Below are 22740 nucleotides of genomic sequence, written 5' to 3'. Positions count from 1 at the left end.
ATCGCGAGGCCCACCCCGAAGGCGGGGGAGAGGCGGGCGGGCCGCTCGGCCGCGCGGGAGACCGCGATGCCGTCGAGGACTGCGAGGAGAAGCGCCGCGTCGTCGGCGCCGAGCGACGCCGCGGGATGCGCGGCGCGCAGCAGCTCCAGGACGACGTCCTCCGTTCGCGACCAGCCGGCGGTGTGGATCGCGCGGATCTCCGGATCGGTGCCGGCGCGGGAGGCGAAGGCGGTCCACACGATCGCGTCGGGCACGTCCTCGTCCGCGACGCACGCGATCTCGTCGCAGAAGACGCGCAGCCGCACCTCGGCCGAGGGTTCGGCCTCCAGGCGGCTCCGCATCCGCTCGCGGAAGCGCTCCTCGACCCGGGCCATCGCGCCGGCCAGCAGCGCCTGCTTCGTCGGGAAGTGGTGCTGGACGGCCCCCACCGAGACGCCGGCCTCGGCCGCGACGGTGCGGATGCTGAGGTGCTCCGCCCCGCGGGTCGAGAGGACGGCGACGACCGCCGAGAGGATGTCGCTCCTGCTCTCGCGCCGATCCGGCATGGCGTCCCTCTCGTTCGACTGCTCGAGCAGGCTACGCTCTCGGACATGACCAATACGACCGTATTGCCACCCCGTGCCGGAGCCGGCCGCCGCATCGCGACCCTGGACGTCGTCCGCGGTGTCGCGATCATCGGGACCCTCGGCACGAACATCTGGATCTTCTCCCACCCCTGGGGGATGCTCGGACTGCTCTCCGTCCCGGTGACGCCGGAGACCTCCTCCTCCGCCGGGACTGCGCAGCTCCTGCTGATGGCGCTGGCGCAGGGCAAGTTCCTCGCCCTCCTCTCCCTCGCCTTCGGGGTGGGCCTCGCGATCCAGCACGCCTCCGCGGTCCGGCGCGGGACGCGCTGGCCGGGCCGCTACCTCTGGCGCGCGACGCTCCTCCTCCTGGACGGCGCGGTCAACTACGTGCTGATCGCGGAGTTCGACGTCCTCATGGGATACGCCGTCACCGGAGCGGTCGTCGCCTGGCTGCTGCTCACCCGGCCGACGACGCAGCGCCGCGTGATCCTCGTCTGCGGCGCTCTGCACGTCGTCCTGATCTCGGCGCTCGTGGCGCTCGTGGCGGTGAGTCCGGACGGTGCCGGACAGGGGCCGACCGGCCGGAGCCCCTCCGCGGACGCGTCGTTCCTCGGCCTCGCCCTCTTCCGGCTGCAGAACGCGGGCGTCTTCCGTGCGGAGCCGGTGCTCATCGGGCTCCTCAGCCTCGCGATGTTCCTCCTCGGCGCGCGCCTCCATCGGGCGGGGGTCCTCGCCGCCGAGGGCGCGTCACTCCGCCGTCGCATGATGGTCCTCGGCGCCCTCGCCCTCCCCGTCGACCTCGCGCTGGGCGTCGGGGGGAGCGCCGCCGGTCTGCTCGCCGAGCGCTACCTCGTCGCGCCCCTGGTCGGGCTCGGCCTGCTCGCGGCCCTCGCCGAGGCCTGCCTCCGCCGGGGCGCCGAGGGCTGGGCGGCACGCCGGGCGCGGGAGGTCGGCCGGGTCGCCCTGAGCGCCTACCTCCTGCAGAACCTGCTCGGCGGCGCCCTCTTCTACGGCTGGGGACTCGGGCTGGCGGTGACCGCCGCGCAGTGGCGCGTCCCGGCGACCGTCGGAGCGTTCCTGCTCATCGCGGCGGTCGTCGTGCTCGCGGCGCACCTGTGGCTGCGCCGGTTCGAGCTCGGTCCGGTGGAGTGGCTCTGGAAGCGGGGCGAGCGGATCGGTGTCCGCGCGCCCCGCTGACCGGAGGGGGACCTACGCGAGGAGCTCCGCGGCGCCGGTGCGCAGGGCGGCGAGGCGGGACGAGACGGCCGACCGGCGGGCGTCGGCGTCGGAGTCGTGCGACCAGGCGTCGAGGTAGAGCTTGACCTTCGGCTCCGTGCCGCTCGGGCGCGCGATGAGACGGGCACCGTCCAGGGAGAAGCGGAGCGCGTCGGTCGGGGGCAGCGCGCCGCCCTCGGCGAGCAGGTCCTCGCTCCGCTCGACGGCGAGCCCGCCGATCGCGGTCGGAGGCGTCGCGCGCAGTCCGGCCATGATCCGGCCGATCTCGGAGAGGTCGGTGACGCGGAGCGAGATCTGCTCCGATCCGAAGAGCCCGAACCGCTCGGCGAACGACTCCAGCTCGTCGTCGATCGTGCGCTCCTCGGCGGCGAGCGCGCTCGCGAGGGAGAGGAAGGCGAGCGCGGCCGAGACGCCGTCCTTGTCGCGGACCGTCCCGGGGTTCACCAGGTAGCCGAGCGCCTCCTCGTAGCCGAAGACGAGGTCGGGGACGCGCGAGATCCACTTGAAGCCCGTGAGCGTCTCGGCGAAGTCGAGGCCGTAGTCGGCCGCCACGGCACCGAGGGCGGGGGAGGACACGATCGAGCAGGCGAGCGCTCCTCCGGTGCGGCCCTCGCGGCGGGCCTGCTCGGCGGCGCGCCAGCCGAGCAGCGCTCCGACCTCGTTGCCGGTGAGGCGCCGGAAGCCCTCCGGGGCGGAGGCGTCGGGCACGGCGGCGGCGAAGCGGTCGGCGTCCGGGTCGTTGGCCACGATCAGCTGCGCGCGACCGGAGCGCGCGGTCGAGAAAGCGAGGTCGAGGGCGCCCGCCTCCTCCGGGTTGGGGAACGCGACCGTGGGGAACGCCGCGTCGGGCTCGATCTGCTCGACCACGACGGCCGGCTCGTCGAATCCCGCCGCGGAGAGCACCCGGTGCGCCGTCTCCCAGCCGACCCCGTGCATCGCCGTGTAGACGATGCGCAGCGGAGCGGACTGGCGGCCGACGGCGGCCGTCGCCTCGATGTAGGCGGCGACCACGGACTCGTCCGCGAGCCGGTACTCGCCGCGCGGCAGCTCCGGAACGCGCCGGTCCCGCGCGACCGCGAGGATCCGCTCGGCGATCTCGGAGTCGACCGGCGGCACGATCTGCGAGCCCTCGTCGGCGCCGCCGAGGTACACCTTGTAGCCGTTGTCCTGCGGCGGGTTGTGGCTCGCCGTGACCATCACTCCGGCGTCGGCGCCGAGGTGGCGCACGGCGAAGGCCAGCACGGGGGTGGGCAGGAGCCGGGGCAGCAGCACCGCGTCCACGCCGGCGCCCGCCATCAGCGCGGCGGAGTCCTCCGCGAAGACGCGCGAGTTCTTCCGGCCGTCGTAGCCGATCACGACCACGGGCCGCTGGACGCCCTGCGCCAGCAGGAAGTCGGCCAGGCCGACGGCGGCCTGCGAGACCAGCACGCGGTTCATCCGGTTGGATCCCGCCGCGATGGCGCCGCGCAGGCCCGCGGTGCCGAACGCCAGGCGGGCGCCGAAGCGGTCCTCGAGCTCGGCGCGGGCGGAGGCGTCGCCCGAGTCGGAGGCGGTCAGCAGGCCGACCAGCTCCTCCCGCGTCTCCGGGTCGGGGTCCTGGGCGAGCCAGGCCTCGGCGAGCTCCCGGACGTCGGCGCTCACAGGGCGCCCGTGATCCCGGCGAGCAGGCGGGCGAGGTCGTCCTCGGCGTCGCGGCCGGCCTCGAGCACCTCCTCGTGGCTGAGGGGGGTCTTCTGGATGCCGGCGGCGAGGTTCGTGATGAGCGACATGCCCAGCACCTCCATGCCCGCCTCGCGCGCGGCGATGGCCTCGAGGGCGGTCGACATGCCGACGATGTGGCCGCCGATGATCTTCGCCATCTGCACCTCGGCCGGGCTCTCGTAGTGCGGCCCGCGGAACTGCACGTACACGCCCTCGTCCAGCTCAGGACGCGTCCCGCGGGCGAGGTCGCGCAGGCGCGAGGAGTAGAGGTCGGTGAGGTCGACGAAGGTCGCGCCCTCGAGCGGCGAGTCGGCGGTGAGGTTGATGTGGTCGCTGATCAGCACGGGGGTCCCGGGCGTCCAGTGCTCCTTGATGCCGCCCGCGCCGTTGGTGAGGATCATCACCGTCGCGCCCGTCGCGGCGGCGGTGCGGACGCTGTGCGCGACGCGGCGCACGCCGTAGCCCTCGTAGTAGTGGGTGCGGGCGCCGATGATCAGCGCGCGCCTGCCGGTGGGGAGCAGGACGGAGCGCAGGGTGCCGCCGTGCCCGTGCACGGCCGGCTTGGAGAAGCCGAGGATCTCGGTGGCCTCCACCGTCGCGGTCGTCTCGCCGATCGCGTCGGCGGCCTTGCCCCAGCCGCTGCCGAGGGTGAGGGCGATGTCGTGCTTCTCGACCCCTGTCGCCTCGGCGATCTGAGCGGCCGCGCGGGCCGCGATCTCGAAGGGATCGGCGTCGGGGGCGTCGAGCGGGTGCAGGGTCTGGTCGGACATCCTCCCACCCTACCGACGGGCTGCGCGGCGGCGGAGGGCGACTCCCGCGGCCGATCCGACACCCCGCGATTGGGCGAACACTCAGTGAGAGAGGACAATGGGAAGCATGGCTTACGAGTTCGAGCGCGCGCAGAGGATCGCTGTACTCGGAGGGGGGCCGGGCGGCTACGAAGCCGCCATCGCGGGAGCGCAGCTCGGCGCCGAGGTCACCCTGGTCGAGCGGGTCGGAGTGGGCGGCTCGGCCGTCATCACCGACGTCGTCCCGTCGAAGTCGCTCATCGCGACGGCGGAGGCCACCAACGCCATCGGCGAGGCCGCCGACCTGGGCGTGCAGTTCTTCACCCGCTCGGAGCAGAACAAGCCGGTGCGCCCGGACGTGGCGGTCAACCTGACGACGGTGAACAAGCGCCTGCTCGGGCTCGCGCGCCAGCAGTCCGAGGACATGCGCGCGAACCTGGTGCACCACGGCGTGCGCATCGTCCAGGGGGACGGGCGCCTGGACGGCTCGAACGCCTTGATCGTCTCCACGGCGGCCGGCGGCGAGGGCATGGACTTCGACCGCATCGAGGCGGACACGATCGTGGTCTCGGTGGGCGCCAGCCCCCGTGTGCTCCCGACCGCGGCTCCCGACGGCGAGCGCATCCTCAGCTGGACCCAGCTCTACAACCTCAAGTCCGTCCCCGAGCACCTGATCGTGGTGGGCTCCGGCGTGACCGGCGCGGAGTTCGCCTCCGCCTACCGTGCGCTCGGCGCCCGCGTGACCCTCATCTCCTCCCGCGACCAGGTGCTGCCCGGCGAGGACGCCGACGCGGCCGCCGTGATCGAGAACGTCTTCAAGCGCAACGGCATGGTCGTGCTCTCGAAGTCGCGCGCCGACCGCGTCGAGCGGACCGAGAAGGGCGTGCAGGCCGTGCTCTCGGACGGACGTGTCGTCGAGGGCTCGCACTGCCTGATGGCCGTCGGCTCCGTGCCGAACACGGCGGGCATCGGCCTCGAGGACGCGGGGGTGCAGCTGACGGAGTCGGGGCACATCCGCGTCAACCGCGTCGCCCGCACCAGCGTCCCCTCGATCTACGCGGCCGGGGACTGCACCACGTTCCTCCCGCTCGCCTCCGTCGCCGCCATGCAGGGCCGCACCGGCGTGTTCCACGCGATGGGCGACGCCGTGAACCCGACCGAGGTGCGCAACGTCGCGGCGAACATCTTCACGCAGCCCGAGATCGCGACCGTCGGGTGGAGCCAGCGCGAGATCGAGGAGGGCATCGCGCAGGGCGAGATCTACAAGCTCCCGCTCGCCGCGAACCCGCGGGCGAAGATGATGGGCATCCGCGACGGCTTCGTGAAGCTGTTCGCGCGCACCGGCTCCGGCACCGTCATCGGAGGCGTCATCGTCGCTCCGAAGGCGAGCGAGCTGATCTTCCCGCTCGCCCTCGCCGTGGAGCACCGCCTGACCGTCGACCAGGTCGCGCGGGCCTTCACCGTCTACCCGAGCCTCACCGGCTCGATCTCGGACGCCGCGCGCGCCATGCACATCGTCACCTGACGCGCCACTCCGCCGGGCCGCGCGGGGTGCGGCCCTTCATCGGCAGAGCGCACGACCGGGAATCGCGTGCGAAGCGATTGACGGCAGCGCGACGCGACCCGCTCGGCGGTACCCCTCACGTCGAGGAGCCGACCGCGCCGGGCCGCGCGGGGAGCGGCCCGGAACGGGCTCAGACGATCTGGAGGAGCACGTGTCCCGCGGGGACGGTCGCTCCGGCCGTCGCGTCGAGGCCCTTCACGACGCCGTCCTTGTGGGCGGTGAGCGGCTGCTCCATCTTCATCGCCTCGAGGACGACGACCAGGTCGCCGGTGACGACCGTGTCGCCCTCGGCGACGGCGACCTTGACGATGGTGGCCTGCATGGGCGAGGCGACGGAGTCGCCCGTGACGGTGCTGACGGAGGAGGAGCCGCGGCGCTTCGGGGAGGCGGCAGCGGCCCCGCGGGCGGGTCCCGAGCCGACCAGGTCGCCGGGGAGAGTGACCTCGACGCGGCGCCCGTCGACCTCGACGACCACGTTCCGGCGGGCCGCCGGCTCGTCGGTCGCTCCGGGCTCGCCGCTCCAGGCCGGGATCGTGTTCTCGAACTCGGTCTCGATCCAGCGGGTGTAGATCGTGAAGGGCGCGCCGCCCTCGGGGGCGAAGGCCGGGTCCTCGACGATCGCGCGGTGGAAGGGGAGGACGGTCGGCAGTCCGGTGACCTCGAACTCGGCGAGGGCGCGGCGCGAGCGCTCCAGCGCCTGCTCGCGGCTGTCGCCGGTGACGATCAGCTTCGCGAGGAGCGAGTCGAAGGAGCCGGAGATCACGTCGCCGGCGACGACGCCGGAGTCGAGGCGGACGCCGGGTCCGCCGGGGGCCTTGAAGACGTGCACCGGGCCCGGAGCGGGGAGGAAGCCGCGGCCCGCGTCCTCGCCGTTGATGCGGAACTCGAAGGAGTGGCCGCGGGGCTCCGGGTCGTCGTAGTCGAGCACGCCGCCCTCGGCGAGGCGGAACTGCTCGCGCACGAGGTCGATGCCGGTGATCTCCTCCGACACGGGGTGCTCGACCTGGAGGCGGGTGTTCACCTCGAGGAAGGACACCGTGCCGTCCTTGCCGATCAGGAACTCGCAGGTCCCGGCGCCGAGGTAGCCGACCTCCTGCAGGATCGCCTTCGAGGCGCGGTAGAGCTCGGTGTTCTGCGCATCCGTCAGGAACGGCGCGGGCGCCTCCTCGACGAGCTTCTGGTGGCGGCGCTGGAGGGAGCAGTCGCGGGTGGAGACCACGACGACGTTGCCGTGCGCGTCAGCCAGGCACTGGGTCTCGACGTGGCGCGGCTGGTCGAGGTACTTCTCGACGAAGCACTCGCCGCGGCCGAAGGCGGCGACGGCCTCGCGCGTGGCGGAGGCGAACAGCTCCTCGACCTCGTCGCGCTCGCGGGCGACCTTGAGGCCGCGACCGCCGCCGCCGAAGGCCGCCTTGATCGCGACGGGGAGGCCGTACTGGTCCACGAACTCGAGCACCTCGGCGGCGCCGGAGACGGGGTTGAGGGTTCCCGGGGCCAGCGGCGCGCCGACCTTCTCGGCGACGTGGCGGGCCGAGACCTTGTCGCCGAGGCGCTCGATGGCCTCGGGGCCGGGGCCGATCCAGATCAGGCCGGCGTCGATGACGGCGCGGGCGAAGTCGGCGTTCTCGGCGAGGAAGCCGTAGCCGGGGTGCACGGCGTCGGCACCGGAGCGGCGGGCCACCGAGAGCAGCTTGTCGATGACGAGGTAGGTCTCGGCGCTGGTCGTCCCGCCGAGGGCGTAGGCCTCGTCGGCGAGGCGGCTGTGCACGGCGTCGCGGTCCTGGTCGGCGTAGACGGCCACGGAGGCGATCCCGCTGTCGCGGGCGGCGCGGATGACTCGGACGGCGATCTCGCCCCGGTTGGCGACGAGCACCTTCGTAATCTTCGGCATGGTCCCCAACCCTAGGGGGCGGCTCCGCCCGGCCCGGCGCGGCTCACCACAAAGAAGCGGAGGGCCTTCGTCGGTTCCTCACAAGGGCGGGACGGGCCTCAGCGGTTCCAGAGCGCGGTCCAGTCGACGCCGAGGCTCCGCACCAGAGTGCGGAGGGTCGGCACCGACATCCCGATCACCGTCGAGGGGTCGCCCTCGATCGCGGTGATGAAGCCGGCGCCGCGGCCGTCGATGGTGAAGGCGCCGGCCACCTCGAGGGGCTCGCCGGTGGCGACGTAGGCGTCGATCTCGGCGTCGTCGATGTCGTCGGCGAACGTGACGGCGGCGGAGGTGACCGCTCCGGCCTCGGCGACGATCCTCCCGCCGCGGTGGTCGACGAGCCAGTGGCCGGAGTGGAGGCGGCCGGTGCGACCGCGCTGGGCGCGCCAGCGCTCCCGCGCCCGCTCCGGCTCGTGCGGCTTGCCGTGGACGACCCCGTCGAGGACGAACGCGGAGTCGCCGCCGAGCACCAGACCGTCGATGTCCGGGCGCAGGACGGCGTGCGCCTTGGCGCGGGCGAGCAGCGAGACGGTGGCGTCCGCGTCCAGCGCCGCGCCCCGCTCCTGCTCGGCCCGGGCGACGGCCGCGGGCTCGTCCACCTCGGAGGGGACGACGACGGGCTCGATCCCGGAGGCCCGCAGCAGCGCGAGGCGCGCGGGGGAGGTGGAGGCGAGGTAGAGGCGCACGAGGGCTCCCTGCGGCCGGGCCCACGCTGTGGGATGCTCGACGGATGGCACAGACCCCGTCCCGAGCATCCGCCCGCCCCGACGGGGCCGACGACGCACTCGGGACCGAGATCGAGCTCGACATTAGCAACGTCGCCCACGGCGGCGTGTTCGTCGCCCGGCACGAGGGCCGCGTCGTCTTCGTCCCGGACGTCCTCCCCGGCGAGCGCGTGCGGGCGCGGATCAGCGAGGTCCGGCACGACAGCTTCTGGCGTGCCGAGGCGCTCGAGGTGCTCGAGGCGTCCGAGCACCGGGTGGAGCACGTCTGGCCCGAGGCCGCCCTCGACCGCCGCCCGGAGGAGCGCGTCGGCGGCGCCGAGCTCGGCCACGCCGACCTGGCCTACCAGCGCGAGCTGAAGCGCCTCGTGCTCGTCGACTCCTTCTCCCGCTTCGCCCGTCGCGAGATCGAGGTGGAGGTCGCGCCGATCGGCGGGGACGACGCGTCCGGCGGCCTCGGCTGGCGCACGCGGAACCGCCTCCACGTCGACGACGACGGACGGGTCGGCCCCTACGCGGCACGCAGCCACCACGTCGTCACCGTGGAGTCGCTGCCCCTCGCGACCGCCGATTCCTCCCTGGCCGCACCGCTCGGCGAGCGCCTCGCTCCCGGCTCGGTGGTCGACCTCGTCGACGCGGCCGGGTCCGAGGGAGCCGCGGTGCTCGTGCACGACCCCTCCGACAAGCGCGCCCGCCGCGACCGCACGGTGGTGAGCGAATTCGTCGCCGACCGCACCTTCCGGGTCGACCGCACCGGCTTCTGGCAGGTGCACCGCGGAGCCGCCGCCGCGCTCTTCGAGGCCGTGCAGGCCGCCGTCGACGCGGACGCGGCGGACCCGTCGGCCGCCAACCACGACCTCTACGGCGGGGTGGGCCTGCTCGCCGCGGCGCTGGCCGACCGCCTCGGCGCCGGAGTGCGCGTGACCAGCGTCGAGAGCGACTCCCGCGCCACCGAGCACGCGCTCGAGAACCTGGCCGACCAGGTCGGCGCCCGCGCGGTGACCGCCCGCGTCGACCGCTACCTCCGCGACGTCGTCGCCCAGGCCGATACGCGCGAGCGGGCGCGGTGGCGCGCGGCGACCGTGGTCCTCGACCCGCCGCGCTCGGGCGCCGGCCGAGCGGTCACCGACGCTCTGGCGGAGCTGCGGCCGGCGCAGCTCGTCTACGTCGCCTGCGACCCGGTCGCGCTCGCCCGCGACGTGGGCGCCCTGACCGGGGCCGGCTACGAGCTCGAGCGCCTCGAGGGCTTCGACCTCTTCCCGCACACCTCCCACGTGGAGGCCGTTGCGCGACTGGTCCGCCGAGAGGACTGACCGCGGGCCCGCGCCTGCGTACCATGGGCGGGATGGAGCCCCACGTCGACGCAGCCGAGGCCCCGCGCGTGGGCGTGGCGATCGTGGACGACCACGAGTCGGTGCGCCTGGGCGTGGCCGCCGCCGTCGAGAGCGCGGGGATGCAGGTGGTCGCCGCCGCCGAGACCGTCCAGGCCCTCGAGAGCACGATCGGCGGCGCCGAGATCGAGGTGCTCGTCCTCGACCTGTCCCTGAACGACGGCTCGAGCATCACCAGCAACGTCAAGTGGGGGCAGGTGCGCGGCTCCGCCGTCCTCGTCCACAGCATCGCCGACCGCGTCGTGGCCGTGCGGGAGGCGCTCGCCGCGGGAGCGGCCGGCGTCATCCCGAAGTCCTCGCCCATGTCGACGGTCGTCGCCGCGATCCGCACGGTCGCCCGCGGCGAGGTCCTCAACAATCTGGAGTGGGCCTCGGCCATCGACGCCGACGACGACTTCGCGCGGGCCGTGCTCGGTCGTCGCGAGCGCGACGTCCTGCACCTCTACGCCTCGGGGCTGCCGTTGAAGCTGGTGGCCGAGCGGCTGCAGATCTCGGTGTCGACGGCGAAGGAGTACCTCGACCGGATCCGTGACAAGTACGTCGAGATCGGCCGTCCCGCCCCGACGAAGGTCGATCTGCTGCGGCGCGCGGTGGAGGACGGCATCCTGCCGGGCATCGACCCGGACGACGGCGATGGCGGGCGCTGAGGCGCCGATCGCCCGCCGCAACGCCGGGCGCGAGCGGATCGACCGGATCATCAGCACGGTCGTGTCGTTCTTCGGCTTCGGCTTCGGTGTGCAGACCGTCCCGCCGATCCTCGCCCAGCTGCCCCTGCTGCGCCCCGAGGTGGCCTGGCCGGTGCTGGTGCTGGTCTTCGGATCGCTCACCGCCGCCGTGGTCACCGCCGTGCTGCGGCGGGGCACGCGGATCACGGCGGTCCTGGTCGCGGTCGGTGTCCTCGTGGCCCTCCTGACCTGGCCGGCCGCCGTCGCCACCGGGGGCGCGGACCGCGAGACCCCGTGGATCTGGTACCTGCTGACCATCGGCACCGCCTTCTGCACGATCGCGGCTCCCCTCCGGATCGCGATCGCGTACGTGTCGGTGACGACCGTGCTGTTCGGGCTGCTGCGCGTCCTCCCCTCCGGCGGCGGGGCGGAGCCGACCCGCGCGATCCTCGACGCCGCCTACGTGGGCATCGTCGGCTTCGTGATGCTGGTGCTGATCACCGTGCTCCGGCAGTCGGCCGACCAGATCGATCGCGCGCAGACGACGGCCATGGAGCAGTACGAGGCGGCGATGCGCCAGCACGCCGGCGAGGTGGAGCGGGTCGAGGTCGACGCCCTGGTGCACGACAACGTGCTTGCGACGCTGCTCTCCGCCGCCTCCGCCGAGTCGCCGGCCGAGCGTGCGCTGGTCTCCTCGATGGCGCAGCGCACCCTCGCCGTGCTGCTGCCCGACCACGAGCCGGAGCCGCCCGAGGGGCTGGTCCCGCTCGAGCTCCTGCAGCGCCAGCTCGCCCACGCGGCGTCCACCTTCGGGACCGAGATCGCAGTCGCGACGGCCGACGGAGTGGATCCGCGCGCGACGACGCTGCCGCGCCCGGTGGCCGAGGCCCTGCTCGGCGCGGTCTGGCAGGCGCTCGCCAACAGCGTTCAGCACGCGGGTCCGAGCGGCAGCGTCCACCGCGCCGTGCACGGGCTGCTGGGCGACGGCGCGGTGGAGGTCGTGGTGGAGGACGACGGCCGCGGCTTCCGGCTCGCCGACGTCCCGCGCGAGCGGCTGGGCATCCGGCTCTCCATCCTCGAGCGGGTGCACAACGCGCGGGGTTCGGCGCGGGTCGACTCGACTCCGGGCGAGGGCACCCGAGTCGTCCTCTCCTGGCGGGCGGACGCGGGAGGAGGGCCGTGATCGCCTACCCGCGCCCCCTGCTCCAGGCGCTCGGCGCCGGCTTCTCGCTCTACCACGTGGTGCTCGCCTTCTTCTCCTTCCGCATCTCCCCGGCCACGCCGGCCGACCTCGTCGCGGTCGCGCTGTACGTCGCGGCGACCGTCGTCGCCCTCTGGCCCGGAGCGACGACCCGGCTCGCCCTGCCCGTCGCGGTCGGGATGACCGCGGTCGCCGTCGCGCTGCCGCTGCTGGTCGCGCCGTCGCTCGATCCGGGCGCCTCCAACGGCTACTCCACCTGGTACATCGCCGCGGTCGGCACCCTCATGACGATCGTGTGCGCCCGCCGGCGCCCGGCCTGCGCCTGGGTCGGCGTCGGCTTCCTGATCGTGCACACCGTGTTCTGGGCCGGCCCGGCCGCGCTGGCCACTCTCGGCGTCGTCGGGGGGATCGCCTGGGTCGCGATCGCGCAGCTGCTCATCGTCGAGCTCGGGCGCGCGGGCTCCGAGGCGCGCGTGCTCGAGGCGGCCGAGCGCGCGGCCGCGTCGTGGCGGGCCGCGGAGGAGGCGCACCTCACGGAGCGCGAGGTCCGGCTGGAGCAGACGCGCGCCCTCGCCGCCGACATGCTGCTGCGCATCGCCGAGCCGGGACCGGGCCTCACCGACGAGGAGCGGCGCGAGTGCCGGCTGCTCGAGGCGGCCGTGCGCGACGAGATCCGCGGCCGGCGGCTGCTGGACGACGAGGTGCGGCGTCTCGTGCTCGACGCGCGGCGGCGGGGCGTGACCGTGTCGGTGCTCGACGACGGCGGCCTCGACCGCACCTCCGAGGGCGAGAGCCGACGGGTGCTGGGGGAGCTCGCCCAGGCTCTGAGCGGGATCCGCGAGGAGGTCGACCGCGTGGTGGTGCGCACCGCGTCGGCCGACTCGGCCTCGGCGGTCACAGTGGTGGGCCTGCGGACGGCCGGCGACGGCAGCGCGGGCGCCCTCGGCTCCGACGACGCGGGGGACGAGGTCGACGCCTGGGTCGAGATCCGGCGCGACGGCGTCGGCGGACGGGACGTATGAGCGGCGGAGCGCGCGCGGGACGGCGCGGCCGTCCGCATGCGCAGCGACCGGCGGCGACCCGCCCCGGAGGGCGTGCGGATCTCGGATCGGTGCCGCGGGCGGTACGCTCCGGCTCTCAGCACAGCTCAGGTCTCGGCGCGCCCGGTCTCTCGGAGCGGACCGATCGTCGGCGCGGCGCGGCACGGCGCGGCACGAGCGTGAGCAGAGCCGTCATGGGCAGAGCCCGTTGAGCGCAGAGCGCGTCAGGACGAAAGCCCGTTAACGGAGTGCGGCGGGCCGTCCACTCCTCCGAAGAGGGGGCCCGGCCCGCCGTCAAACCCCGAGTGAGGGTAACAACCCGAATATTACCCTCACTCGCCCCCAACACACCCGCCTGCTTACCCTGGTCGGCGAGTGATTGGCGGTGCCCCTTCCGAAGGAGGAGCACCGTACGTCCACTAGTGTGCTCGCTCCGCCAGGAGGCGCATAGTCAGCACTTTAGGGGACTAATCGGGGGACAAATTTCACGTTCCGCGTCGCGGATCGCTCGTTCCCCGACGGGCTGCGTCTGCGAGTCCGCTCAGCCGGAGAAGGAGCGCCACGCTCCCGGTGCCGGCCGCAGCGGCCCGCGGACCGCCGCGGCGCGGTCGTTCCAGCCCCCGCTGAGCTCCTGCGGGGTCTCCGGCTCGGCCTCGGTGCGAGAGGTCAGTGCGGTGACGACGGCCGTGACGGCGGCGATCTCGGCGGCGTCGAGGCCGGGGGTGGAGATGACGACGGCGGGTGCGGAGTCGGAGGCGGTCATCCCGCGACGCTATCGCATGCCGTTCACGGCGCCGGTCGGCGGGGCATGGCTATGCTGACGCCGGATGCCGCCGGAGCGTCGTCCGTCCGTTGCGAACAGGAGCGTCCCCGCATGCCGACGTGGTTCCCGAGGAGCGGTGCCGCGGCGCTGCGCCCCCTGCGTCTGCTGGTCCGGAGGTCGCCGGCGGCCGTCTCGGTCGTCCTGGTCCTCCTGGCCGCGAGCGCGATCACGGGGACGCTCGTCGCCCCCGCGGGAGCCGAGACGACGGCCTGGTGGGCGGCGGGCCCGATGACGACCCTCGACGGCCGTCCGTGGACGGCGGTGACCGCCCTCCTGATCGCGGCGGACCCGCTGCAGCTGCTCCTGGACGTCGTGCTGGTGCTCCCGATGCTCCTCGCCGCGGAGCGCCGCCTCGGCTCGGCCCGCACCCTCCTCGCCTTCCTCGTGACCGGCGCCGTCGGGATCGTCGTCGGGTCCTCCGTGCAGTCGATCGGCGCTCTCGTCGGGGAGTGGTGGGCGGGCGACACCGTCGGCGACCACACCTTCGACCCGCTGATCGGCGCGGTCGGCGCCCTCATCGCCTCGACCGCCTTCATGGGCGCTCTGTGGCGTCGCCGGCTCCGGGTGACCGTCTTCGCCGTCGTGCTGATGTTCGTTCTCTACGCGGGCGACTCCGCCGACGCGTACCGGCTCCTCGCGGGCGGCGCGGGGCTCGTGCTCGGCGCGGTGCTCGCGCGGGGAGCGGCGGGGCTGCGTCCGCAGCGTCCGGCGCCGAGCTCGCACCGCGAGTCCCGGGGGCTGCTGGCGGCGGTCGTCGTCGTCACCGCGATCGGTCCGCTCGTCGCCGTCCTCTCCGACTCGGGCTACGGTCCGTTCTCGTTCCTCGGCCGACTGCTGCAGAGCGCCTTCACGGGGACGACGGACCTCGAGGACCCGTGCAGCCGCGCACTCCGGCACTGCGCGCACCACGTGAAGCTGAGCCTGGTCGCCCCCGGGCCGATCCTGCTGACGTTCGTCCCGCTCGTCCTCCTGCTCGTCGCCGCCTACGGCCTGCGCTCCGGGCGCCGCCTGGGCCTGCTGCTGGCGGTCGGGGTGAACATCGCGATCGCGATCCTGGAGGTCTTCTCCCTCCAGCGCGCCGCCCGTCACCCCGAGTTCCTGTACTACGCCGAGTACCTGCTCTGGTTGGCGACGACGGTGCTGGTGCCGCTGGCCGTCGTGGCGATGCTCGTGATCGGGAGGAGGCACTTCCGCATCCGCGCGCCCCGTGCCGCCGCGAGGCTCTGGACGCGGGTCGTCGCCATCGCCTTCGTCGTGTCCCTCGGCGGCTACCTGGCGCTCTCGGCCGGCGTGCGCACGAGCTTCGAGCCGCTCCTGGGCCTCGGGAGGCTCCTCCTGGACGGGCTGCTGCGCTTCGTCCCGGTGAGCTTCCTCGGCGGCGCCGGACTGCTCGCCGTGCCGCGGGAGCCCGTTGCGCGGATCGTCTTCGAGTGGGTCGGCCCGGTGTTCTGGCTCGTGGTCGTCGTGGCGGTGGTCGCTCTGCTCCGGGCCACCGACGTGCAGCGGAACCGCGGCGACGAGGCGCGGTACCGCGCGCTCCTGTCCCTGCACGGCGCCGGCAGCCTCGGCCACCAGGGGACCTGGGAGGGCAACGCGCACTGGATCTCGGCCGACGGGACCGGCGGAGTCGCCTACCGGGTGATCGGCGGCGTGGCGATCACCCTCTCCGACCCCGCCTGCGCTCCCGAGCGGCGGGAGGACGTCGTGGCCGAGTTCGTGCGGTTCTGCGACGAGCGCAGCTGGACGCCCGTGTTCTACAGCATCCACGACGAGCTGCTCCCCGTCTTCGACCGGCTCGGCTGGTCGCGCCTCTCGGTCGGCGAGGAGACGATCATCGAGCTCTCCTCCTTCGAGCTCACCGGCAAGCGGTGGCAGAAGGTGCGCTACCCGCTCACGCGCGGCATCAAGCTGGGCATCGAGGCGCAGTGGACCAGCTGGCCCGAGCTCTCCCTCGGCATGGCCAACCAGATCGTCGACCTGTCGGAGCGCTGGGTCGCCGAGAAGGCGCTGCCCGAGATGGGCTTCACCCTAGGCGGCATCGACGAGGTCCGCGATCCCGACGTCGCCCTCCTGCTCGCGGTCGGACCGGACGGCGTGCTGCAGGGAGTGACGAGCTGGCTGCCCGTGCACAGGGAGGGTCGCGTGGTCGGCTGGACCCTCGACTTCATGCGCCGCTCCGACGACTCGATGCCCGGCATCATGGAGTTCCTCATCGCCTCCGCGGCGCTGCGCGTCAAGGAGGAGGGTGCCGAGTTCCTCTCGCTCTCGGGCGCACCGCTCGCCACCGCACCGGTCGAGGAGGGGGAGGAGCCTCCGGAGCCGACGGTCCTCTCGCGCCTGCTCGAGTTCCTCTCGCGGACGCTCGAGCCGGCCTACGGCTTCACGTCGCTGTTCCGCTTCAAGGCCAAGTTCCACCCGCGCTACGCGGGCCTCTGGATGACCTACCCCGACGCGCTGCAGCTGCCTCGGATCGGAGCCGCGCTGGGTCGCGCCTACCTGCCGGACCTCTCCGCCGCGCAGGCGCTGGCGTTCGCGCGGGTGGTCGGGGCGAAGCCGGAGGAGAAGCCGTCCGAGCCGCCCGCGGCGAAGCCGGATGCTCCGGCCGCGAAGGCAGGCGCTCCGGCGGTGAAGGCGGGTGCTCCGGCAGCCGAGCCGGACGGTCCTGCGGTGAAGGCGGGTGCTCCGGCGGCGAAGGCGGGTGCTCCGGCTGCGAGGGCGGATGCCCGGGAAGCGGAGCCCGATTCCGCGACAGGGAAGCCGGATGCTCCGGCCGCGGAGCCGGACGCTCCCGTCGTGCGGACCGATGCTCCCGCGGAGTCCGCTGCCCGACGGACCGGGCCCGGCTCCTCCGACTGATCGTTCCGCCCCTCCGCCCCGTGAGGAGGCGGTCGCAGCGGAACGCCGCGGCACGGACGGTCTCCCGTCTCCTGCCGCGGCGTCCGAGCGAGCCGGGTCAGAGCGGGATGTTGCCGTGCTTCTTCGCGGGCAGGTTGGCGCGCTTGGTGCGCAGCGCCCGCAGCGCCTTGATGACGGAGACACGCGTCGCCGAGGGCTCGATCACGCCGTCGAGCTCGCCGCGCTCGGCCGCGAGGAACGGGCTCGCGACATTGTAGGTGTACTCGTTCGCCAGGCGCGTCCGGACGGCTGCGACGTCCTCGCCGGCCTCCTCCGCCTTGCGGATCTCGTTGCGGTAGAGGATGTTCACCGCGCCCTGGCCGCCCATGACGGCGATCTCGGCGGTCGGCCACGCGAGGTTGATGTCGGCTCCCAGCTGCTTGGACCCCATCACGATGTACGCGCCGCCGTAGGCCTTGCGCAGGATGACCGTGACCAGCGGCACGGTCGCCTCGGCGTAGGCGTAGAGCAGCTTCGCGCCGCGGCGGATGACGCCGGTCCACTCCTGGTCGGTGCCGGGCAGGTAGCCCGGGACGTCGACCAGGGTCAGGATCGGCAGCGAGAACGCGTCGCAGAAGCGGACGAAGCGGGACGCCTTCTCGCCTGCCTCGATGTTCAGCGTGCCCGCCATGGCGCTCGGCTGGTTCGCGATGATGCCGACGGAGCGGCCCTCGACGCGGCCGAAGCCGATCACGATGTTCGGCGCGAACAGCGGCTGCACCTCGAGGAAGTCGCCCTCGTCGACGATGTGCTCGATGACGGCGCGCATGTCGTACGGCTGGTTCGGGCTGTCCGGGATGACCGTGTCGAGGAAGCGGTCCGCGTCGGTCGTCTCGAGATCGACCTCGGTCTCGAAGACGGGTACCGGCGACAGGTTGTTGTCCGGGAGGAAGGAGAGGAGCGTCCGCGCGTAGTCGAGCGCGTCGTTCTCGTCGCTCGCGAGGTAGTGCGAGACGCCCGAGATCTTGTTGTGGGTCAGCGCGCCGCCGAGCTCCTCCATGCCGACGTCCTCGCCGGTGACGGTCTTGATCACGTCGGGCCCGGTGACGAACATCTGGCTGGTCTTGTCGACCATGATCACGAAGTCGGTCAGGGCGGGGGAGTAGACCGCGCCTCCCGCGGCAGGGCCGCAGATGATCGAGATCTGGGGGATCACGCCGCTCGCCGCGGTGTTGCGGCGGAAGATCTCGCCGTACTTGCCGAGGGCGACCACGCCCTCCTGGATCCGTGCTCCGCCGGAGTCGAGGATGCCGATGATCGGGACGCCGGTCTTCAGGGCGAGGTCCATCACCTTGATGATCTTCTCGCCGGCCACCTCGCCGAGCGAGCCGCCGAAGATCGTGAAGTCCTGCGAGTACACGGCGACCTGGCGGCCGTGGATGGTGCCGGTGCCGGTGACGACGGCGTCGCCGTAGGGTCGCTTCTTCTCCATGCCGAAGGCGTGGGTGCGGTGGCGGACGAACTCGTCCAGCTCGACGAACGAGCCCGGGTCGAGGAGGGTGTCGATCCGCTTCCGTGCGGTCATCTTGCCCTTGGCGTGCTGCTTCTCGATCGCCGCCTCGCCACTGGCCGTGACGGCCTCGTGGTAGCGGTTCCTGAGGTCCGCGATCTTCCCCGCGGTCGTGTACAGATCGGGCGCGGGACGTTCGGTGTTCGCGGTCACCCGCTCACCCTACCGGCGGGGCGGACGCCTCCTCTTGTCGCACTCGCACAGGGAGGGCCGCTCCGAACGGGAGGATCCGGACAAGGGCGGGACGTCGCGAGCGGCGCTCGGAGCGGCCTCGCGGGAGCCGCCGCTACCGTGGCGGCATGCTCCTCCCGCTCTCCTCCGCCGTCTCCCCCCGCGTCCTCGCGCTCGAGTCGGCGGGGTCGACGAACGACGAGCTCCGCGAGCGGGCGGCCGCCGACCCCGCCGTGTGGCCGCACCTCTCCGTCGTCGCCACCGGCGACCAGCGCGCCGGGCGCGGCCGGCTGGGGCGCGTCTGGCAGGCGCCCGCGGGCCGCACGCTCGCGGCCTCGACTCTGGTCGACGCCTCCGCCCTCGGCGCCGAGGCCTCCGGCTGGCTGCCGCTCGTGGCCGGCGCCGCTCTCGCCCGGGCCCTCGCACCCCTCGTCGACGGGGACGTCGCCGTCAAGTGGCCCAACGACGTCCTGATCGACGGCCGGAAGGTCGCGGGGATCCTCGCCGAGCGCCTGCCGGACGGACGGGTCGTCGTCGGCACCGGTGTGAACCTGCTGCTGACGGAGGCGGAGCTGCCGGTCCCGACCGCCACCTCGCTCGCCCTCGCCGGAGCACGGACGACGAGCGCCGACGAGGTGCTCGCCGCGTTCCTGACCGAATTCCAGGGGCTGCTGGCTCCGCTGCTCGCCCAGGGCGACGCCGAGGCCTCCGGAGCGGCCGCCGCCGTCCGCGCCTCCTGCGGCACCCTCGGAACGCGCGTCCGGCTCGAGCTGCCCGACGGCACGCAGGAGGAGGGGACCGCCGCCGCACTCGCCCCGGACGGCTCGCTCCTGCTCGAGCAGGGCGGCGCGCTGCGCTCGTTCACGGCCGGCGACGTCACGCACCTGCGCTCCTGATGGCCAGGACCGACCCCGCCGACCGCGAGCTGGCGCGGCTGACCCCGCGCGCCCGCCGGGCGGTCGCACCGGTCGTCGGCCTCCTCCTGCTCACCTGGACGGGCTTCTACTTCGCCGCGCAGTTCGAGCTCGCCCTGCAGCGCTGGATCATCGGGCTCGGCACCGCACTTCTGGTGCTGCTCCTCTGCGCTCCCGGGATCGCGGGCTGGGCGAGCGTGCGCTACCGCGTCACCGCCTCCGGCCTCAGCGCGCGCCGGGGCGTGGCGTCGATCCGGCGGGCCGAGGTGGTCTTCGATCGGAGGATGGAGGTCGTGGTCGAGCGCTCCCTCGGCCAGCGCCTCGCCCGGTGCGGGGACGTCCGGATCCTGCAGGCGGGAGCCGAGGTGTTCGTGCTGCGGGACCTGCCGGATCCGGAGCTCACGGCCGACCTGCTGCGGGAGGCGATCGGCGCGGCTCCCGCTCTCGAGCCGGAGTGGCCGCCGCCCGCGTGAGCGCGTCGGGGCCTCGGTAGCATGGAGCCGCCCCGCGCCAGCGGGCGGAGACGGAGGAGCGCCATGCGCGTCGGCGTGATCGGGGGCGGCCAGCTCGCCCGGATGATGATCCCCGCGGCGGTGGAGCTCGGCATCGAGATCGCCGTGCTCGCCGAGAGCGAGGGCGCCCCGGCGGGGCTCGCCGCGACACGGGTCGGCGACTACCGCGACGAGGCGACCGTGCTCGCCTTCGCCGAGACCGTGGACGTGGTGACGTTCGACCACGAGCACGTTCCCCAGCCGATCCTCCGCGAGCTCGTCGCCCGCGGCGTCGCCGTGCACCCCGGCCCCGACGCCCTGCTGTTCGCCCAGGACAAGCTGATGATGCGACGCCGCCTGACCGAGCTCGGCGTGCCCGTGCCCGAGTGGGCCGAGGTCTCCTCCGCCGAGGAGCTGGGGGAGTTCCTGGCCGAGCACGGCGGCAGCGCCGTGGTGAAGACCGCGCGCGGCGGCTACGACGGCAAGGGCGTGCGCGTGGTGCGCGGCGCCCACGAGGCGGACGACTGGTTCACCGCCCTCGCCGAGGACGGCCGGGGCGGCTCGCTCCTGGTCGAGGAGCTGGTGGGCTTCCGCCGCGAGCTCGCGCAGCTCGTCGCCCGGCGTCCCTCCGGCGAGAGCATCCTCTGGCCGGTGGTGGAGTCGGTGCAGCGCGACGGCGTCTGCGCCGAGGTGATCGCTCCGGCCCCCGCGTCCGCCGGCCGGCTCGCATCAGCCGCGGCCGAGATCGCGCAGACGATCGCCGACAGCCTCGGGGTCACCGGCGTCCTGGCCGTCGAGCTGTTCGAGACGACGGACGACCGGATCCTGGTCAACGAGCTGGCCATGCGCCCGCACAACAGCGGCCACTGGACGATGGACGGATCGACCACGTCGCAGTTCGAGCAGCACCTGCGCGCGGTCCTCGACCTGCCGCTCGGCGCGACGGGCTGCCGCGATCCGTGGACCGTGATGGTCAACGTGCTCGGCGGCCCGGTGGGGGAGTCGCTGACCGACCGCTATCCGCGGGTGCTCGCCGATCACCCGGGCGTGAAGGTGCACAACTACGGCAAGGAGCCGCGACCGGGCCGCAAGGTCGGGCACGTGAACGCCACCGGCGACGACCTCGACCTCGTGGTCTACGAGGCTCGCGCGGCGGCGGCCGTTCTCACGGACTGACCCGTACGATGGTCGCCGTGACGAGCCTGCCGACCTCCCCGACCCCTGCCGGAGCCCTCTCGTGAGCGCGGACGCGCTCGTGAACGGGCCCGCGCCGCTCGTCGGCGTCGTGATGGGCTCGGACTCGGACTGGTCCGTCATGCAGGCGGCGTCCACCGTCCTCGCCGAGTTCGGCGTGGCGCACGAGGTCCGGGTCGTCTCCGCGCACCGCACCCCGGAGGCGATGATCGCGTACGGCCGCGAGGCCCGCGGCCGCGGCCTGAAGGTCGTCATCGCCGGAGCGGGCGGAGCCGCCCACCTCCCCGGCATGCTCGCCGCCGTGACCTCGCTCCCCGTCGTCGGAGTGCCGGTCCCGCTCGCCCGCCTCGACGGGCTCGACTCCCTCCTCTCGATCGTGCAGATGCCCGCGGGCGTCCCCGTCGCCACCGTCTCCATCGGCGGAGCGCGGAACGCCGGACTGCTCGCGGTGAAGATCCTCGCGACGGCGGACGACGCCCTCTCCGCAGCGCTCGACGACTTCGCCGCCGACCTCGAGGTGCAGGTCGCCGCGAAGAACGACGCCCTGGTGGCGGGCCTGTGACGGCCGTCGCCCTGCCGCTGCGGCACCCGGACGTCGCCTCCCGCGCCTTCATGACGCGGCGGGCGTGGTGGCTGCTGATCGTCAACCTGCTGGTGCCCGGGTCCGCTCAGGTCCTCGCGGGCAACCGCCGGCTCGGGCGCCTGGGGCTCGGCTTCACCCTCGGGCTCTGGGTCGCCCTCCTGGTCGCGGTGCTCCTCTACTTCGTCTTCCCGACCGGCCTCTACACGCTCGCGACCTTCGACGTCTCGATGCTCGCGCTCCAGGCCGCGCTCGTCGTCTACGGGGTGGTCTGGGCCGTGCTGACGCTCGACACCCTCCGCCTGATCCGCGTCGTCCGGGTGCGCCCGCGGATGCGCGGCGTGCTCGCGTTCGCGACGATCGCGCTGATGGCGATCTCGGTCGGCACCACCGCCTACGGCACCTACCTGCTCGGCGTGACACGGGGGACGCTGTCGTCGATCTTCGGCGGCGGAGCGATCGAGCAGCCGATCGACGGCCGCTACAACGTGATGCTCCTCGGCGGCGACGCGGGAGAGGACCGCGACGGTCTGCGCCCCGACAGCATCTCGGTTGTCAGCATCGACGCGTCGAGCGGCAAGGCCTCGATCATCGGCGTCTCGCGCGAGTTCGTCGACTTCCCGTTCCCCGAGACCAGCCCGATGCACGAGCTCTACCCCGACGGCTACGACACCGACAACTGCGCCGTCGACGTCTGCAAGCTCAATTCGGTCTACACCGAGGTCGAGCTGAAGCACCCGGAGCTCTACCCCGACGCCGTCGACCACGGCAGCGAGCCCGGCATCGAGGCGATGCGCGACGCGGTCGAGGGCATCCTCGATCTGAGGATCCAGTACTACGCGCTGATCGACATGGAGGGCTTCGCCCAGCTGATCGACGCGCTCGGCGGCATCGACATCGACTACGTCGCCGACGAGCCGCTGCCCCTGGGCGGGCTGCCCGACTCCGACGGCGTGATGCAGGGCGTCAACCAGTGGATCGATCCCGGGCACTGGCACTTCAACGGCGAGCAGGCCCTCGCCTACGCCCGGTCTCGCTACACCACGAGCGACTACGACCGGATGGCGCGCCAGCGGCAGGTGCAGGAGGCGCTGCTCGCCCAGTTCGAGCCGGGCAACGTCCTCGCCAAGTTCCAGGACGTCGCGTCCGCCGGGTCCCAGGTCATCAAGACGGACGTCCCGCAGGGGATGCTCGGCTACTTCGTGCAGCTGGGGCTCAAGACGAAGTCGCAGCCGGTGGATCCGATCGAGCTGGTCCCGCCGGCCGTCGACCCGGAGGACCCGGACTACGACGTCGTGCACTCGCTGGTGAGCGCCGGACTGTCGGGCGACTCCGCGCCGTAGACGGCCGGGTGCCGC

The 22740-nt window shown here is 73.6% G+C and carries 19 protein-coding genes; 12 read left to right on the top strand and 7 right to left on the bottom strand.

The window, feature by feature from the left end:
* Positions 1–545 (bottom strand): TetR/AcrR family transcriptional regulator (locus C5C54_RS01705; protein ID WP_104287661.1); only part of this gene is annotated, 545 nt, incomplete at its 3' end.
* Positions 546–590: 45 nt separating this feature from the next.
* On the opposite strand from C5C54_RS01705, the gene C5C54_RS01700 reads away from it, so the two are divergent.
* Positions 591–1763 carry a DUF418 domain-containing protein gene (locus tag C5C54_RS01700; protein ID WP_104287660.1) on the top strand — a complete coding sequence of 391 codons (1173 nt, stop codon included), beginning with the start codon at positions 591–593 and terminating at the stop codon, positions 1761–1763.
* Positions 1764–1775: 12 nt separating this feature from the next.
* On the opposite strand, the gene C5C54_RS01695 is transcribed toward C5C54_RS01700, so the two are convergent.
* Complete coding sequence (locus C5C54_RS01695) at positions 1776–3443, bottom strand: phospho-sugar mutase (RefSeq protein ID WP_104262419.1); 1668 nt, start codon at positions 3441–3443, stop codon at positions 1776–1778.
* Positions 3440–4273, bottom strand: coding sequence for a purine-nucleoside phosphorylase (locus tag C5C54_RS01690; protein ID WP_104238027.1), 834 nt, complete (start codon positions 4271–4273; stop codon positions 3440–3442). Before C5C54_RS01690 ends, C5C54_RS01695 begins: the two co-directional genes overlap by 4 nt.
* A 106-nt stretch (positions 4274–4379) precedes the next feature.
* Between C5C54_RS01690 and C5C54_RS01685 the strand changes: the two genes are divergently transcribed.
* Positions 4380–5816: an NAD(P)H-quinone dehydrogenase gene (locus C5C54_RS01685; protein WP_104287659.1), complete on the top strand. Its 1437-nt coding sequence runs from the start codon at positions 4380–4382 to the stop codon at positions 5814–5816.
* Positions 5817–5985: 169 nt separating this feature from the next.
* Here the strand turns inward: C5C54_RS01685 and C5C54_RS01680 are convergent, their stop codons facing one another.
* Positions 5986–7746 (bottom strand): biotin carboxylase N-terminal domain-containing protein, encoded by a 1761-nt coding sequence (locus C5C54_RS01680; RefSeq protein WP_104287658.1) that lies wholly within the window; start codon positions 7744–7746, stop codon positions 5986–5988.
* 98 nt (positions 7747–7844) lie between these two features.
* Positions 7845–8471: a nucleoside triphosphate pyrophosphatase gene (locus C5C54_RS01675; RefSeq protein ID WP_181027094.1), complete on the bottom strand. Its 627-nt coding sequence runs from the start codon at positions 8469–8471 to the stop codon at positions 7845–7847.
* 44 nt (positions 8472–8515) lie between these two features.
* Between C5C54_RS01675 and C5C54_RS01670 the strand changes: the two genes are divergently transcribed.
* The 4 genes from C5C54_RS01670 to C5C54_RS01655 are packed head-to-tail and all read left to right on the top strand — an operon-like array spanning position 8516 to position 12786.
* A complete protein-coding gene (locus tag C5C54_RS01670; RefSeq protein ID WP_146078769.1) occupies positions 8516–9820 on the top strand; it encodes a class I SAM-dependent RNA methyltransferase in 1305 nt (434 codons plus the stop codon).
* 23 nt (positions 9821–9843) lie between these two features.
* On the top strand, positions 9844–10545 hold the full coding sequence (locus tag C5C54_RS01665; protein ID WP_104287657.1) for a response regulator transcription factor: 702 nt from the start codon (positions 9844–9846) through the stop codon (positions 10543–10545).
* Positions 10532–11746, top strand: coding sequence for a sensor histidine kinase (locus C5C54_RS01660; RefSeq protein ID WP_104256321.1), 1215 nt, complete (start codon positions 10532–10534; stop codon positions 11744–11746). Before C5C54_RS01665 ends, C5C54_RS01660 begins: the two co-directional genes overlap by 14 nt.
* A complete protein-coding gene (locus tag C5C54_RS01655) occupies positions 11743–12786 on the top strand; it encodes a hypothetical protein (protein ID WP_104249487.1) in 1044 nt (347 codons plus the stop codon). Before C5C54_RS01660 ends, C5C54_RS01655 begins: the two co-directional genes overlap by 4 nt.
* Positions 12787–13345: 559 nt before the next feature.
* Here C5C54_RS01655 and C5C54_RS01650 read toward each other — a convergent pair.
* Positions 13346–13567 carry an acyl-CoA carboxylase subunit epsilon gene (locus C5C54_RS01650; protein ID WP_104223166.1) on the bottom strand — a complete coding sequence of 74 codons (222 nt, stop codon included), beginning with the start codon at positions 13565–13567 and terminating at the stop codon, positions 13346–13348.
* Between the two features lie 111 nt (positions 13568–13678).
* Between C5C54_RS01650 and C5C54_RS01645 the strand changes: the two genes are divergently transcribed.
* A complete protein-coding gene (locus C5C54_RS01645; RefSeq protein WP_181127830.1) occupies positions 13679–16483 on the top strand; it encodes a DUF2156 domain-containing protein in 2805 nt (934 codons plus the stop codon).
* A gap of 97 nt (positions 16484–16580) precedes the next feature.
* Here C5C54_RS01645 and C5C54_RS01640 read toward each other — a convergent pair whose 3' ends face one another.
* The gene (locus C5C54_RS01640) at positions 16581–18185 is read right to left on the bottom strand and encodes an acyl-CoA carboxylase subunit beta (protein WP_104287655.1); all 1605 of its coding nucleotides are present in this window, start codon (positions 18183–18185) and stop codon (positions 16581–16583) included.
* 146 nt (positions 18186–18331) lie between these two features.
* On the opposite strand from C5C54_RS01640, the gene C5C54_RS01635 reads away from it, so the two are divergent.
* The 5 genes from C5C54_RS01635 (at position 18332) to C5C54_RS01615 (ending at position 22725) form a co-directional block, all read left to right on the top strand.
* On the top strand, positions 18332–19099 hold the full coding sequence (locus C5C54_RS01635; protein WP_104287654.1) for a biotin--[acetyl-CoA-carboxylase] ligase: 768 nt from the start codon (positions 18332–18334) through the stop codon (positions 19097–19099).
* A complete protein-coding gene (locus C5C54_RS01630; protein WP_104246680.1) occupies positions 19099–19590 on the top strand; it encodes a PH domain-containing protein in 492 nt (163 codons plus the stop codon). Before C5C54_RS01635 ends, C5C54_RS01630 begins: the two co-directional genes overlap by 1 nt.
* A 63-nt stretch (positions 19591–19653) precedes the next feature.
* Entirely contained in the window at positions 19654–20784 is a 1131-nt protein-coding gene (locus C5C54_RS01625; RefSeq protein ID WP_104260500.1) for a 5-(carboxyamino)imidazole ribonucleotide synthase, read from the top strand.
* Positions 20785–20896: 112 nt separating this feature from the next.
* Positions 20897–21364: a 5-(carboxyamino)imidazole ribonucleotide mutase gene (gene purE / locus C5C54_RS01620; protein WP_104246749.1), complete on the top strand. Its 468-nt coding sequence runs from the start codon at positions 20897–20899 to the stop codon at positions 21362–21364.
* Positions 21361–22725, top strand: a complete 1365-nt coding sequence (locus C5C54_RS01615; RefSeq protein WP_258062231.1) for an LCP family protein — start codon at positions 21361–21363, stop codon at positions 22723–22725. Before purE ends, C5C54_RS01615 begins: the two co-directional genes overlap by 4 nt.
* Positions 22726–22740 lie beyond the last annotated feature (15 nt).

Origin of the sequence: Rathayibacter sp. AY1F2 (assembly GCF_002930885.1) — a bacterium.
Classification (GTDB): domain Bacteria; phylum Actinomycetota; class Actinomycetes; order Actinomycetales; family Microbacteriaceae; genus Rathayibacter.
The sequence above is the reverse complement of the archived record's forward strand: the minus strand, read 5'-3'. Positions and strand labels throughout refer to the sequence as shown.